The 13,551-nt window shown below is 67.3% G+C and carries 14 protein-coding genes; 6 read left to right on the top strand and 8 right to left on the bottom strand.

Annotated features, from left to right (window positions below; all coding sequences use genetic code 11):
• Positions 1–74 precede the first annotated feature (74 nt).
• From JQ639_RS30660 to JQ639_RS30650, 3 genes are all read left to right on the top strand, one after another.
• Positions 75–1,601 (top strand): class I adenylate-forming enzyme family protein, encoded by a 1,527-nt coding sequence (locus tag JQ639_RS30660; protein ID WP_211963507.1) that lies wholly within the window; start codon positions 75–77, stop codon positions 1,599–1,601.
• 308 nt (positions 1,602–1,909) lie between these two features.
• Positions 1,910–3,004, top strand: coding sequence for an NAD/NADP-dependent octopine/nopaline dehydrogenase family protein (locus JQ639_RS30655; protein WP_211963506.1), 1,095 nt, complete (start codon positions 1,910–1,912; stop codon positions 3,002–3,004).
• The gene (locus JQ639_RS30650; RefSeq protein ID WP_211963505.1) at positions 3,001–3,984 is read left to right on the top strand and encodes a 3-hydroxybutyryl-CoA dehydrogenase; all 984 of its coding nucleotides are present in this window, start codon (positions 3,001–3,003) and stop codon (positions 3,982–3,984) included. The genes JQ639_RS30655 and JQ639_RS30650 overlap by 4 nt, the downstream gene beginning before the upstream one ends.
• A 45-nt stretch (positions 3,985–4,029) precedes the next feature.
• Here JQ639_RS30650 and JQ639_RS30645 read toward each other — a convergent pair whose 3' ends face one another.
• The 5 genes from JQ639_RS30645 to JQ639_RS30625 all read right to left on the bottom strand — a co-directional run bounded on the left by JQ639_RS30645 (position 4,030) and on the right by JQ639_RS30625 (position 7,818).
• Positions 4,030–4,809, bottom strand: coding sequence for a DUF3658 domain-containing protein (locus JQ639_RS30645; protein WP_211963504.1), 780 nt, complete (start codon positions 4,807–4,809; stop codon positions 4,030–4,032).
• Between the two features lie 500 nt (positions 4,810–5,309).
• On the bottom strand, positions 5,310–5,642 hold the full coding sequence (locus tag JQ639_RS30640; protein WP_211963503.1) for an ArsR/SmtB family transcription factor: 333 nt from the start codon (positions 5,640–5,642) through the stop codon (positions 5,310–5,312).
• Positions 5,635–6,090: an SRPBCC family protein gene (locus JQ639_RS30635; RefSeq protein WP_211963501.1), complete on the bottom strand. Its 456-nt coding sequence runs from the start codon at positions 6,088–6,090 to the stop codon at positions 5,635–5,637. The genes JQ639_RS30640 and JQ639_RS30635 overlap by 8 nt, the downstream gene beginning before the upstream one ends.
• 126 nt (positions 6,091–6,216) lie before the next feature.
• A complete protein-coding gene (locus JQ639_RS30630; RefSeq protein WP_211963494.1) occupies positions 6,217–7,218 on the bottom strand; it encodes a GlxA family transcriptional regulator in 1,002 nt (333 codons plus the stop codon).
• Between the two features lie 36 nt (positions 7,219–7,254).
• On the bottom strand, positions 7,255–7,818 hold the full coding sequence (locus tag JQ639_RS30625) for a Tautomerase enzyme (RefSeq protein ID WP_211963492.1): 564 nt from the start codon (positions 7,816–7,818) through the stop codon (positions 7,255–7,257).
• 196 nt (positions 7,819–8,014) lie between these two features.
• On the opposite strand from JQ639_RS30625, the gene JQ639_RS30620 reads away from it, so the two are divergent.
• Complete coding sequence (locus tag JQ639_RS30620; protein ID WP_211963490.1) at positions 8,015–8,371, top strand: hypothetical protein; 357 nt, start codon at positions 8,015–8,017, stop codon at positions 8,369–8,371.
• Positions 8,372–8,399: 28 nt separating this feature from the next.
• Here the strand turns inward: JQ639_RS30620 and JQ639_RS30615 are convergent, their stop codons facing one another.
• Complete coding sequence (locus JQ639_RS30615) at positions 8,400–9,446, bottom strand: 2,5-dihydroxypyridine 5,6-dioxygenase NicX family protein (RefSeq protein WP_211963488.1); 1,047 nt, start codon at positions 9,444–9,446, stop codon at positions 8,400–8,402.
• A 205-nt stretch (positions 9,447–9,651) separates the two neighbouring features.
• Between JQ639_RS30615 and JQ639_RS30610 the strand changes: the two genes are divergently transcribed.
• Positions 9,652–10,629: a flavin reductase gene (locus JQ639_RS30610; RefSeq protein WP_211963486.1), complete on the top strand. Its 978-nt coding sequence runs from the start codon at positions 9,652–9,654 to the stop codon at positions 10,627–10,629.
• A 21-nt stretch (positions 10,630–10,650) separates the two neighbouring features.
• Here JQ639_RS30610 and JQ639_RS30605 read toward each other — a convergent pair whose 3' ends face one another.
• On the bottom strand, positions 10,651–10,914 hold the full coding sequence (locus JQ639_RS30605; protein WP_211963484.1) for a hypothetical protein: 264 nt from the start codon (positions 10,912–10,914) through the stop codon (positions 10,651–10,653).
• A 174-nt stretch (positions 10,915–11,088) separates the two neighbouring features.
• Positions 11,089–12,489, bottom strand: a complete 1,401-nt coding sequence (locus JQ639_RS30600; RefSeq protein ID WP_211963482.1) for an MFS transporter — start codon at positions 12,487–12,489, stop codon at positions 11,089–11,091.
• 129 nt (positions 12,490–12,618) lie between these two features.
• Between JQ639_RS30600 and JQ639_RS30595 the strand changes: the two genes are divergently transcribed.
• Positions 12,619–13,548: a LysR family transcriptional regulator gene (locus JQ639_RS30595; RefSeq protein ID WP_211963480.1), complete on the top strand. Its 930-nt coding sequence runs from the start codon at positions 12,619–12,621 to the stop codon at positions 13,546–13,548.
• Positions 13,549–13,551: the final 3 nt, after the last annotated feature.

The raw sequence follows: 13,551 nt of genomic DNA, 5'->3' as shown, positions 1-13,551 counted from the left end.
GCGCCTCTCATCGGCATGGCGGACACTGACCGCAACCGCTTCTCCCATCCTTGCTGCGATGTAGAGCAAACGCCGTGGATCTCTCGCACCTCATCGAACGCAACGCCACCTTCACTCCGGACAAGCCGGCGCTGCGGTTCGACGGCGGGACGCTGACCTATGCGGAGCTGCAGCAGCGCATCGCAACGACAGCACAGGCGCTCAAGGCGGAATACGGCGTCGGCCGCGGCGATCGCGTCGCGATCCTCAGCCTCAACCATCCCGACTATCTCGTGCTGCTGTACGCCTGCGCGCGGCTTGGCGCCATGCTGGTGCCGCTGAACTGGCGGCTCGCGGTCGCCGAGCAGGTGTTCATCCTGTCCGACGCCACGGTGAAGGTGGTGGTGCTGCAGCAGGCGTTCGCCACGCTGCTGCCGCCTCTTACCGCCGCTTTGCCTGACGCCCGCCCGGTCGGCCTCGACTTCACGCCCGAGCGCGGCTTGTCCTTCGACACGCTGCTGACGCGGGCGCATGGCGATGGCCGCAACCCGCACACCGACCTCTCCTGTCCGCTGCTGATCGTCTACACCTCCGGCACCACCGGCCGGCCGAAGGGCGCGGTGCTGCGCCAGGAGGCGCTGCTGTGGAACGGGATGATGAGCCAGCACATGCATGGCCTGACGTCCGACGACCATGTGCTGACCGTGCTGCCGTTCTTCCATGTCGGCGGGCTCAATATCCAGACCACGCCGGCGCTGCATCATGGCGCCACCGTCACCATCCACGACCGCTTCACGCCCGACCACACGCTCGCGACCATCGCGCAGGAACGCCCGACCCTGACCGTGCTGGTGCCGGCCACCATGCAGGCGGTGCTCGACCATCCGGCATGGGCGGACACCGATCTGTCGTCGCTCAAAGCCATCGCCACCGGCTCGACCATCGTGCCGCCGGCGCTGATCGACCGCTTCACCGCGCGCGGCGTGCCGGTGCTGCAGGTCTACGGCTCGACCGAGACCTGTCCCATCGCGATCTACACCCGCATCGGCGGAGACCTCAGCCGGCGCGGCTCGACCGGCCTGCCCGGCCTGTGGTGCGAGGCGGCCGTGGTCGACGACGACGGCGCGGAGGTGGCGCCCGGCGCCGCCGGCGAGATCGTGGTGCGCGGCCCCAACGTGTTCTTCGAATACTGGGGCAACGAACAGGCGACGCGCGACGCGCTGCACGACGGCTGGTACCGCACCGGCGACATCGGCACCCGCGATGCCGACGGCTATGTCTGGGTGCACGACCGCAAGAAGAACATGATCATCTCCGGCGGCGAGAACATCTATCCTGCCGAGATCGAGCGGGTGCTGCTGCAGCATCCTGAAGTCGCCGATGTCGGCGTCATCGGCGTGCCCGATCCGAAGTGGCAGGAGGTGCCGGTGGCCTATGTGGTGCGCCGCACCGGCTGCACGGTCGCGCCCGACACGCTCAAGGTCGCGCTCACTGCCCATGTCCAGGCCGAGCTCGCCCGCTTCAAGGTGCCGCGCGACGTCGTGTTCGTCGAAGACCTGCCGCGCACCGCGCTCGGCAAGGTGCAGCATTTCAGGTTGAAGGAAAGCGTGAGGAGAGAATGAGCCCGCAGCCCGGATGAGCGAAGCGACATCCGGGACAGAGCCGCACCGGGAGTCACCCCGGATATCGCTGCGCTCATCCGGGCTACAGGGTTCGCTCGCCGGCGCAACGTTGATGGGTGCGACGCGAGGGTGGATTTTCAATCCGTCATCCTGAGGTGGGCGCGCAGCGCGCCTCGAAGGATGGACGGCCAATACGGATTATGGGGCCGTCGCCCTTCGAGGGCCGCGCTGAGGAGCGCGGCCACCTCAGGGTGACGGAATGAAGACACGATTGAAATGAAGCAACTCGATTGGAAGAGGGCACCAAGGTGAAGATAGCGGTTCTCGGCGGCGGCAACGGCTCGTTCGCGGCGGCGGGCGACTTCGCATTGCAGGGCCATGAGGTGCGGCTGTGGCGGCGCGACACGGAGGCCGTGGCGCAGCACCGCGCCGCAGGATCACGCATCGCGGTCAAGGACGCGCGCGGCCGCCATGACGCGCAGCTCGCCCTCGTCACCACCGACATCGCCGAGGCCGTGCGCGGCGCCGAGCTGATCGTCTGCCCGGCGCCGGCCTTCGCCCAGCACGACATCGCCCGCGCGCTCGCGCCGCATCTCACCGACGGCCAGGTGGTGTACCTGCCGCCGGCGACCTTTGGCTCGTTCATCTTCGCCAAGGCCGCGCACGACGCCGGCAACCGCGCCGACGTCGCCTTCGCCGAGACCGGCACCCTGCCCTGGCTGACCCGCAAGCACGGCCCGTTCGAGGTCGCCATCACCATCCGCGCCAGGCGGCTGCCGACCGGCGTGTTCCCCCAGCGCAGCGCGCCCCATGCCCTCGCCGTCATCGGCAAGGCTTTCCCTGGCGTCATCGAGGATTGCGGCGACGCGCTGTCCGGCGCGCTGATGAATGCCGGCTGCATCATCCATCCGCCGCTGATCGTGATGAACGCCGGCCCCATCGAGCATTTCGAGCGCTGGGACATTCACAAGGAAGGCACGCAGGCCGCGATCCGCCGCGTCACCGACGCGCTCGACGCCGAGCGCATCGCCATCCGCGAGCGCCTTGGCTATGGCGCTCCGCACTTCCCGCTCGCCCACCACTACGCCAAGGAGGGCGAGGAATGGATGTACGGTCGCGGCTCCCATGATCGGCTCACCGACTCCGGCGACTGGCGCGAGCAGTTGGTGCTGACCGAACACCGCTACATGCGCGAGGACCTGCGCGTCGGGCTGTCGTTCCTCACATCCGTAGCGCGGCTCGCCGGCGTGGCGACGCCACTCGCCAGCGCCTTCCTCGCCATCGGCGGCGCGATCTGCGGCGAGAACTTCCTTGCCGACGGCCGCACGCTGGAGAGCGTCGGCCTCGGCGGCCTCGATCGCGCGGCGCTGCAAAAGCTTCTGAAGGAAGGTTTCCCGCGATGAGCCGCGCTGGCATCGCCTGCCTCGGCGCCGGACGGATGGGCCGCGGCATCGCCGTCGCCTTCGCCTATGCCGGCCATCAGGTTTCGATCGTCGACTTCAAGGCCCGGCCGCAGGATGCCTTCGATGCCCTCGCCGCGGACGCCCGCGCCGAGATCCGCAAGACGTTCGAGAGCCTCGGCCGCCTCAATGGCCTGAGCGACGCGAACATCGATACGCTGATGGCGCGCATTCATGTGGTGCCGGAAAGCGATGCCGGCGCGGCGCTGTCCTCCGCCGCGGTGATCTTCGAGGGCGTGCCCGAGGTCGTCGACCTCAAGCGCGAGGCGCTGGCACGGGCCTCCGACCTCGCCGGCCCCACACCGATCATCGCCTCGACCACCTCCACCATCCTGGTCGACGACATCTCCCCGGCGGTCACCCACCCCGAACGTTTCCTCAACGCCCACTGGCTCAATCCGGCCCACCTCGTGCCGCTAGTCGAGCTGTCGCCGGGAGAGAAGACGTCGCCGGACGTCACCGCGCGCCTCACCGCGCTGCTGGAGAGCATCGGCAAGGTGCCGGTGACCTGCGCGGCGCGGCCCGGCTACATCGTGCCGCGCATCCAGGCGCTCGCCATGAACGAGGCCGCGCGCATGGTCGAGGAAGGCGTCGCCAGCGCCGCCGATCTCGACAAGGCGATCAAGTACGGCTTCGGCTTCCGCTTCGCGGTGCTGGGCCTTCTGGAGTTCATCGACTGGGGCGGCGGCGATATTCTCTATTATGCCAGCCGCTATCTCTCCGGCGCGCTCGGCCACGAGCGCTATGTCGCGCCCGACATCATCCAGAAGAACATGGCCGAAGGCCGCATCGGCCTGCGCACCGGCCAGGGCTTTCTCGACTACGCCGGCATGGACGTCGACGCCTACCGCGAATCCCGCCTCGCCGAACTTGCCGAGCAGCTCAAGCGCATGGGCTTGGCGAAGCCGCCGGTGCTGGATTGACATGAGCGGTCCAGTTCCGCTCACACCGTCGACAGCGTCAGACGATCACGCCGGCAGCCGGACTTGACGCCTCCAGTCCCAGGAATCGCCATCGGCGAGCAGCCGGCCCTCGTTGACGAGGGCCACCACGCGTGCGCGCAACATCAGATCGCCGACCTGAAAATACGGCTCGGAACTCGTCCCCAGTGCGTGCCCGACCACGCGCCTGATTTCCTGCCAATCCGATGTCGCGTGCGACAGAAGCAGTGCGTCGAAATGGTCGGCCGATGCAGAAACCAGCCCCCTTTCCGTGACAACCCGAAAAGGCGCGTTCTCGCCTTGCAGACGCTGCCAACGCCGCCTGTTCTCGTCGATTTCCTCGCGCATCATCGGCCGCTCGGTCCCGAACAGCAGCCTTAACGCTTCCGCCGGCACGATCGAGACAGCCTCGACCGGTCGGGACAGCACCGTCGGACCACTCTCCGTGACATCGATGATCTCGCAGGGCATCTCCCCCAGTCGTTCAGTCCAGGCCAGAAAGAACGCGAGCTCCAGCGCCGAGTGACGGCCGAACCAAACGATACGCCGAAGACCTGGCGCGGTCGCGCGCCTCCAGAACTCGCAGAGATCATGTTCGCAGGACTCGGGACGGTCATCCCCCAGTGCCAGCCCATCATGAAATTGATTCCACCAATTGGCACGCGACGAAGGCACGTTTGTATCGATCGGACCGCAACTGAGATCGTCGCAAAAAGACAGCACCTCATCATCACGCGCCACCAGTTGCAGCGCATGCCGAAGTTCGATTCCAGCCGAAACGCTCGGCAGAATGTGGATTGTTTTCATCTCAGGTTCCCGGCCGAGCCTGCCAAAACGAGCAATATCATAACAGTTGCCGCAGAAGCGCAACGCCGGCGGATTAAAATACCTTCTCTTCACAGAGAGGCCCTACCTCCGGCAGGACGATGCCCCGGGCCTCATGGTTCGAGACGCGCAGCTGCGCTGCGCTCCTCACCATGAGGAGAGACGTTCGCAGCTGGTCCAGTCACGTCATTAGAGCTTAGCCGCAAGAAAGACCCGGATGGTCGGAACAAATCCGGCCATGACGCAGAGAATGGCGAAGCACTTCGGCAACCACTATCGTCATGCGCGGGCTTGACCCGCGCATCCAGCTTGTTTCCGACGTAACGCAAATTCTGAAGCTGGATCCATAGCAACTCGGCCATGCCGAGTTGCGTCCTTTAAGAGCTCAAGCCGGAAACATCCGGCTTGAGCTGTCTCGGCGCTACGCGCCGGCCCGGTGATGACGACTGAAATTGTCGAAGCGTAGCGCTTCGACGTCGCCCTCACTCCTCCACGAACGCTCGCAGGCGCTGCAGGGCGTCGTCCCACTGCCGCGAGACCTCATCGAGATAGTGGCGCGCGTCCGCGAGGCGCTTCGTCTCCAGCGCGAACAGGTTCTCCCGTCCGGCCCTGATGCTGCGCACCACGCCGGCGGTTTCCAGCACGCGCAAATGCTTGGTCACCGCCTGCCGCGACAAGCGGGTGCCTTCGGTCAGGCGGGTGATCGACTGCGGCGTGCCGGCGCTGAGGCGCCCCAGCACCGACAGGCGCGTCTCGTCGCCAAGCGCGGCGAACACCGACGCGCGCTGCCTGAGTGCGGCGGCTGATCTAGCCATGGGCCAGATACTCCGCGATGTTCCTGACCTGCTCGGCCCAGCCGCCATCGTTCATGCGGAACGCCTCGGCGCGGCGGCCGGCGGGGATCCTGTCGAAACCACTCTCGACCACCCGCAGCAGCGTGCCGGTCGGGATCTTCTCCAGTGTGAAGGTCACCAGCGTCGGCGTCTCCTGGGAATAATCCGTATTCGGATCGACCGCGTAGGGATGCCAGGTGAACGAGAACAGCCGCTCGGGCTCCATCTTCTGCACCACCGCCTGCCATTCGACATGCTCGAAACCGGGATAGGTGACGCGGCCGCGCGAGACCTCCCCGGGGACGAACGGCCCGTCCAGCTTGACGCGGAACCAGGTGCCGAATGCCTCGTGATCGGTCAGCGCTTTCCAGACCCGCGACAGCGGCGCCTTCAGTTCGATGGATTTTTCGATGCGATCGGTTTCACTCATACGCAACCTCCTGGTTGCGTAGCCATATAGACCGCCACCCCGCGATGCGCAACCATTTCGTTGCGCATCGTCGCGCACCGCGCCGCGGGGCGAGGCCGACACCGACATGTCAGAAATGGTTGCCGCCTAGTGCGGCCGGGTCGAAAAACGCCGCTCATACTCGCGCGGCGACACGCCGGTCTCGCGCTTGAACAGCTGGCGGAAAGTGCTGACATCGCCATAGCCGACCCGGGCGCTGACATCGTCGATGCCAAGACGGCTGCCCACGCGGCGCGTCTCCAGCAGCTTGCGGGCCACCTGGATGCGCAGCTTCTGCAGGTGATGCAGCGGCGCCTCGCCGAGCGCCGCCTTGAAGCGGCGGTTGAGCGTACGCTCGCTGACGCCGAGATGAGCGGCAAGATCGCCGAGGTGGAAGCTGTCCCGCAGGTGGCGCTGCATCCAGCGCTGCGCCCGCGTCACCAGTTCGTCGTCGTGCGCGACGTCGTCGGCCACTGCATAGGACGCCTGCGACACACGGTTCATGTCGACCAGCAACAGCCGCGCCGCCTCCGTCGCCACGGCGCCACCAGCGAGAATTTCGACAAGGCGCAGAGCGAGGTTGAGCGCGGTCGTGACCGCGCCGCTGCAGACGATGCGGTCCTGCTCGGTGATGATCTCGTGCGCACGCAGCTCGACCGCGGGATAGCGCTCGCGAAAGGCGCGCGCCTTCGCCCAGTGGGTGGTGGCGATGCGGCCGTCGAGCAGCCCCGCCTCCGCCAGCAGGAAGCTGCCGGTGCAGTACGAGGCGATGATCGCGCCGCGTCCATGCTGCTGACGCAGCCCGGCCAGCAGCGGCTCGAGCCGGCGATCCCGAACCGAGAAATCCGTCATGTCGCCGACGAACGGCGCGGCGGCCACCACCACGTCCGCGCGCGCCCGGGCGGCGATCGCGCCATCGACCGCAATCACCTGTCCCGAGGCCGTGGTCACCGCGCGCCCGTCGACGGATTCGATCCGCCAGCGCAGACGCTGCCCGGCCGGCGCGCCCTGCCGGCCGAGCACGAGGTTGGCGGTGGTGAGAACGTCAATGACACCGGCGACGCTGGACGCGAGAATGCCGTCGAACACCCACACCCGCACGTCCTTCATCGTCGTCCTCCTCGCCCGATCGCGCGGCGCTGCCGCTCAGGTGGCGTCCGTCCGCATCACCCGCCGCGGCGGCACCGGCACGTCGAGCGCCGCGAGAAGCGTCCGCAAGCCGGCAACGAGATCGCCGCGGCGCTTTTCAGCCAGCCGCGCCTCGCCCTCGCGGCGGAACACGTCTGCCTCCGCGCCGCCGAAATAAGCCATGATGTCCGGCAGGTGGCGGATGACGCCGCGTCCGCCCCAGCCGCCGTCAAAAATTTCGCTCGGGAAGACCCAGACCCGCGTCGCGACCTCGGCGGGATCGCCGCCCTCGGCGCGGGCGATCGCGGCGGTGACGTCGCGGACGAGACCGGCACGCGCCGCGTCGGTGTACTGGCCTTCCGGCACCGTGGGTACGATGCGATAGAGCGGCGCCTTGCTGCGTACGCCGGCCTGATAGGTCGTTACCCGGTGCAGCAGCACCCAGGTCGAACTCAGGGTGCGCGGGTTGGTCGGATCGAGCCCCTCGTGGCCGATCAGGATGGTGGTCAGTTCCGCCATCAGGCGGGCCTCGGCCTCCACACTGAGGGCGCCTTCAGGAATGCACGCGTCGATCATGGGCATGGCTTGAACTTCTCCGGTTGCGATGTCCGGACGCTAGCTGCCGCCATGATGCCATGGGAGTGGCAGAATTGCCATCTTTCGATGAATTTCAGACATCGTCGGACAACCGAAAAATCAGACCTGCTCGCAGGCCTGTGGCTTGCAATCCACCAATATCTTCTCTTTATCTTGCGGACGCAGGATCATGGATGTCTGCATGACCGGGGCTTCCGCAACAACCGTCAATGTCGTCGTCGCCGCGGTGATTTTGGCCGTCCCGCTCGCGGCGGCCGTCTATTACCATTGGCAGACCTATACGATGTACAAGCTGGTGCAGGCGCGGATCGGACGCATCAGCTATTGCTGGTTCAGCTTTCAGTTTCAGAGCGAATGGCTCGCCCGCCAGCTTCCGGGCTACCGTAACTACGCTGAAGCGCTGCCGGACGAGATCAAGATCCGTTTCACGCAAGCGCAACGCAAGACGACTCGTAGCATGGTCGCCATGCTCTGCTGGTTTCTCTGCGTCGTGCCGCTGCTACTGCTCGCGGTCCATCTGATCGAGAGCCGTCTTTGACAGAGGCGCGACCTGCGCCTGCCGACGCCTATCCGAACACGTCCTGCACCACGCCGTCCTTGATCACCGGCACACCGTCGAGGGTAATGGTGGTGCCCATCATCGGCAGGTCGAAATGGCCGGCGGTGTAGCGGCCGGCGAACTCGTTGGCGCCGGTCGAGAACAGGAAGTTGCCGGACACCGCGCGCAGCTCGGTGCCGTTGGTGTCGCGCTGGTCGTACATGGTCAGCGCCTCGTAGCGCGCTGCCGGGTTCATGCCCCAGCCGACATGGGACACCGCATAGGCCTCGCGGTCGCCCCAGGCGGCCAGGTAGTTGCGCATCATGATGGCGTCGGCGCCCTCGCCCTTGAGGTCGACGATGTAATCGTCCTTGAGCGTGAGATGGATCGGCGAGGCGAGATAGCGCTTGAAGGTGAGGTTGATGTCGCCGGGCGCCATCACCAGCGTGCCGTTGACCGAACCGCTCTTGGGGAAGCTGACAACGATGCCGCCGGGCCAGTGCGCCAGCGTGCCCGGCTTGTCGGTCCAGCCCCACACGCCGACGGTGGACGCGCCTTCCATGACGACGTCGAGATCGGAGCCCGCTGCCGAGGTGACGTGCATGCGCTTCGTGCCGCGCAGCATCTTCGCCGCCGCGCGCACGCGCTTCTCCAGCGCCGAGTCCGGACGCATGCGCTCGAGCGCCTCGGGATGCTCGTTGGAAATCACCTGGATGCGCGCGCCGGCCTTGAGAATCTCCGGCGTCTCCGGCGCATGCATCAGGCCTTCGATGGTGCAGTCGACCACAAAGCCTGCCTGCTGCAGCGCCGTGATCACCGGCCCAAGCCGCTGGATCGCCTCGCTGGCGCCGGTCGAACGCACCGGCACGATGTGGCGGTTGCGCGGCGTCGGCACCACCACATGAAAGGGCTTTGCACCCATGCGCAGCAGCGCGAGTTCGGACAGGTGGACGTTGAGGGCACGCGATTGCGTTTCGGAGAGAATGGCCGCGGTGTCACCGGGCTTGACCGCGCAACGCTCGAACACCTCGCAGAACGCGTCGATCCACTTCGCCTCGATCCGGTCGGCCAGCATGGCGTGCTCCTCGCTCCTTGCATTCGCTGCAGTGCAGAACGATCAGGCCGCGGCCTTCCCTCTCCGCACGCGCGTCATTTGACGTTGGAGCGTAGGCGGTTTCATGTTATATGAAAAGGAATATTTTTAGAGTTGAAGGATATGGCGTCCCGTCCTTGTCCCATCAAGACAAGGATCTGCAGAACATTCAACCGACGAGGTTCGCTTGGCCGTCAAACCGATCAGGGATGATACCGTCGCCGCCACGCGGCCCGATCCCGCAGCGTTCCGCAAGGCGCTGGGCCAGTTTCCCACCGGCGTCACCATCGTCACCGCCAGTCATGGCGACCGCCGTCTCGGCATGACCGCCAACTCCTTCGCTTCGGTCTCGCTCGATCCACCGCTGGTGCTGTGGAGCGCGGCCAAGAGCGCACCGAGCCACGACGCCTTCGTCGCCGCATCAGGCTTCGCCGTGCACTTTCTCGGCGCCGAGCATCAGGAGCTGGCGCTGCGCTTCGCCGGCCGCGGCACCGACAAGTTCGCCGGCATCGCGTTCACCACCGGCACCACCGGCGCGCCGCTGCTCGCCGAGCTCGCGCCGATCTTCGAATGCCGCACCTGGGCGCGTTACGACGGCGGCGACCACACCATCCTGGTCGGCGAGGTGCTGCGCCTCGTCGAGCGCGCGCACGATCCGCTGCTGTTTCATTCCGGCGTGCTGCGCCGGATCGAAGCCGCCGGCCCGCGCCGGCCGTCGGCGCCGCGCGACGGCAGCTTCGCGCGCAGCTACCTCGCCTACCTCCTGGCGCGCGCGAGCTTCATCGTTTCCAACGAATTCCACGCCCAGCTCAAGGGCTGGAAACTGTCGGTGCCGGAATGGCGCGTGCTCGCCTGCCTGATGGACGGCGAGGCGCTGCCGGTCGGCGAGCTCGCCGCGATGGCGCTGATGAAGCAGCCGCGCCTGACCAAGGTGCTCGACCGCATGGAGGCCGATGGTCTCGTCGAACGCGGCGGCACGGCCGACGACCGCCGCCGCACGCTGATTCATCTCACCGACAAGGGCCGCGGTCTCGCCAAGCCGGTGCTGCGCGCCGCGAAGGCGCACGAGACCGAGCTGCTCAACCGCTTTTCGGACGACGAACGAGCGATCATCAAATACGCGCTCGACCTGCTGATCGACACGCACGCGCCCCACGATGACTGAACGCCGCGCGCGCGAGACGGCTCAGGCTGCGTCGGCCCGGTGCGGCGCATGGCCCGGTGTCGTCGGCGGCGATGACGGCAGCGGTGACGGCGGTACATGGGGATGCTGGTACAGCCGTTCGGGCGCGATCACCAGACGATAGACCCTCGCCTTCGGCTTCTCCCAGCTCTCGACCAGCGCACCGCAACAGCTGCAGCGGAACTGGCCGCTGTGTCCCGTCAGGGAGCTGGCCTCGGCGCGCCGGTAGAACGCGCCGCACTCACAGGTGACGTCGGAAACGATCATGGCAGTGCCCCATCCCGGCTGGTCCGCGCCTCAGCGATGTCGGCTCTCACGCGAACGCTAGCAAGCTAGCCGCCCCGGCGCGAGTCCCCATTGATGCAAAGCAAGAATGCGAACCTGGCCGCGGAACGAATGCCAGTTCCGGCGACCTGCGGATATGACACTTCGACGACGCCGTCAGCGGCACTCCTGCACGGCGACTGAGGCCACCGTGCGCGGGCGCAGACCGATGGCGCTGATGATACAGCCCAGCACCAGCGCGGCGCCGGCGGCGAGCTGCGCCAGATGCATGCCGCCGACGAGATCGCCGCCATAGGCCGCGATCAGCGAACCGAATGCGCCGACCCCGATCACGCCGCCGATCTGCCGCGCGGCGTTGAGCACGCCGGACGCAATGCCGGCGCGCTGGCGCTCGACATGGGCGAGCACCGCCGCGGTCATCGACGGCACGGTGAGCGAGGTGCCGAAGCCCGCGGCGAGCAGCGGCCCGATGATGGCAACATAGGAAGTGTCGCCGCCGATGCGCGCCAGTGCGAGATAGCCCCCCGCCGCCACCGCCTGGCCGACGACCATCGGCAGCCGCGCGCCATAACGCGCGGTGAGCCAGCCGGCGACGAGGTTGCCGACGGTCACCAGCGCCGTCATCGGCAGGAACGCGAGCCCGGCCTGCAGCGGCGTGAACCCCTTGACGACCTGAAAGTACAGGCTGAGCACGAACATCAGGCCGTAGAACGCAAAATTGGTCAGCAGGCCGACGAGACACGAACCGCTCACCGCACGGTTGCGGAACAGCGCCAGCGGCAGCATCGGATCGGCGCTGTGGCTTTCGACGACGATGAACGCGATGGTCGCTGCCACGACGGCGACGGCGCTCGCGATCACCACCGGATGGCTCCAGCCGAGCGGCCCGCTCTGGATGAACAGCACCGTGAGGCTTGCCAGCGCGACGATCGCGAGCAGTTGGCCCGCGGGATCGAGGCCGCGGCCCGCACCGTGGACGACGGACGGCGCGTGGCGCAGCGTCAGCCAGATGCCGACGACGCCGAGCGGCAGGTTGATGAAGAAGATGCTGGGCCAGCCCAGCCGGTCGACGAGGATGCCGCCGACCACCGGGCCCGCCGCCAGCGCGAGACCGCCGATGGCAGACCAGATCGCAACGGCCTTCGCGCGCGCCGCCGGCGCCGGGAAGCTGACACTGATCAGCGCCAGCGACGACGGCAGGCACAGCGCCGCACCGACGCCCTGTACCACCCGCGCCGCCACCAGCATCGCAAGGCTCGTCGCCGCGCCGCAGGCGAGCGAGGCCAGCGTGAACAGCACGAAACCGGCGACGAACACCCGCCTGGCGCCGAGCCGGTCGCCGAGCGCGCCGGCCGACAGCATCAGGCTGGCGAACGCCAGCGTGTAGGCATTCATCACCCATTGCAGCCCGGTCACCGTGGTGGCGAACGACGCCTGGATGCGCTCCAGCGCGACATTGACCACGGTGACGTCGAGAATGATGAGGGTGACGCCGATGCCGGTGGCGATCAGGGTCAGCGTCGGCGACGGACGCTCGATGGCAACGGGGTCGCGCATGGTCGGAAAACTCCCGGAAACGAGGCGGGAGGCTGGCCGGTCGGATCGCATCCCCTGCGACCTTGTATTCACCAAGCCGAACTGGATAAACTGAGCCATTATTGGTTCAGTCCAAACGTTGGGTTGGCAATGGATATCGTCCGGGCGATGCAGGTGTTCGTCAGCGTCGTCGACGCCGGCAGCCTGACGGCCGCCGCGCACCACTGCGACATGTCGGCGACCATGGTGGGCAACTATGTCCAGGCGCTGGAAAGCCGGCTCGGCACGCGGCTGCTGAACCGCACCACGCGCCGACAGCATGTCACCGCGTTCGGCCAGGTCTATTACGAGCGCTGCGTCGAGATCCTCGGCCTGATCACCGATGCCGATGCGCTGGCGCAGCAGACCCATGCGGTGCCCCGCGGCCGGCTGCGGATCACCGCGCCGGTGTCGTTCGGCGTCGACGGCCTGATGCCGGCGCTCGCCGACTACACCGCGGCCTATCCCTGCGTCGATCTCGATCTCAATCTCGGCGACACAGTCACCGATCTGGTTGCGGGCGGCTTCGAGGCCGCCATCCGTATCGGCCCCGTCCATGACGAAACCCTGATCGCCCGCGCGCTCGCGCCCTATCGCATGATCCTGTGCGCCGCACCGGCCTATCTCGCAAGCCGCGGCATGCCGAACGGCCCGGACGACCTTCAACAGCACGCCTGCATGACCTTCAGCTTCGCCCACGGCACCGAGTGGTGGTCGCCGCGCCGCGAGTGGCGGCTGCTCGGCCCGGAAGGCGACGTCACCGTTCCGATCACCGGCCCGCTGCAGGTCGACAACTCCCAGGCGCTGCGCCGCACGGCACTGGCCGGCATGGGCATCACCATGCTGCCGGAGATGGTCGCCCGCGACGACCTCGCGACGCATCGCCTGGTGCGGGTGCTGCCGCAGCACGAATTCCCGCCGCGACCGATGCACGTCGTCTACCTGCGCGATCGCCGCATGACGCCGAAGCTGCAGAGTTTCATTGCGTTCGTGACGGCGCGGTTCGGGGCGGCGACGGACGCCGCCGCGCACCGGCTGTGAGCA

The sequence above is a fragment of the Bradyrhizobium sp. U87765 SZCCT0048 genome (genome assembly GCF_018131225.1).
In the GTDB taxonomy this organism is placed as follows: domain Bacteria; phylum Pseudomonadota; class Alphaproteobacteria; order Rhizobiales; family Xanthobacteraceae; genus Bradyrhizobium_A.
Note: the sequence above shows the minus strand (reverse complement) of the source record. Positions and strands in the feature narration are given on the sequence as shown.

What these genes read in the sequence shown, in the direction of transcription:
- JQ639_RS30650 (WP_211963505.1), top strand. Translation starts at nt 3,001, where the DNA reads ATGAGCCGCGCTGGCATCGCCTGCCTCGGCGCCGGACGGATGGGCCGC.
- JQ639_RS30645 (WP_211963504.1), bottom strand. Translation starts at nt 4,809, where the DNA reads ATGAAAACAATCCACATTCTGCCGAGCGTTTCGGCTGGAATCGAACTT.
- JQ639_RS30640 (WP_211963503.1), bottom strand. Translation starts at nt 5,642, where the DNA reads ATGGCTAGATCAGCCGCCGCACTCAGGCAGCGCGCGTCGGTGTTCGCC.
- JQ639_RS30635 (WP_211963501.1), bottom strand. Translation starts at nt 6,090, where the DNA reads ATGAGTGAAACCGATCGCATCGAAAAATCCATCGAACTGAAGGCGCCG.
- JQ639_RS30630 (WP_211963494.1), bottom strand. Translation starts at nt 7,218, where the DNA reads ATGAAGGACGTGCGGGTGTGGGTGTTCGACGGCATTCTCGCGTCCAGC.
- JQ639_RS30625 (WP_211963492.1), bottom strand. Translation starts at nt 7,818, where the DNA reads ATGCCCATGATCGACGCGTGCATTCCTGAAGGCGCCCTCAGTGTGGAG.
- JQ639_RS30620 (WP_211963490.1), top strand. Translation starts at nt 8,015, where the DNA reads ATGACCGGGGCTTCCGCAACAACCGTCAATGTCGTCGTCGCCGCGGTG.
- JQ639_RS30615 (WP_211963488.1), bottom strand. Translation starts at nt 9,446, where the DNA reads ATGCTGGCCGACCGGATCGAGGCGAAGTGGATCGACGCGTTCTGCGAG.
- JQ639_RS30605 (WP_211963484.1), bottom strand. Translation starts at nt 10,914, where the DNA reads ATGATCGTTTCCGACGTCACCTGTGAGTGCGGCGCGTTCTACCGGCGC.
- JQ639_RS30600 (WP_211963482.1), bottom strand. Translation starts at nt 12,489, where the DNA reads ATGCGCGACCCCGTTGCCATCGAGCGTCCGTCGCCGACGCTGACCCTG.
- JQ639_RS30595 (WP_211963480.1), top strand. Translation starts at nt 12,619, where the DNA reads ATGGATATCGTCCGGGCGATGCAGGTGTTCGTCAGCGTCGTCGACGCC.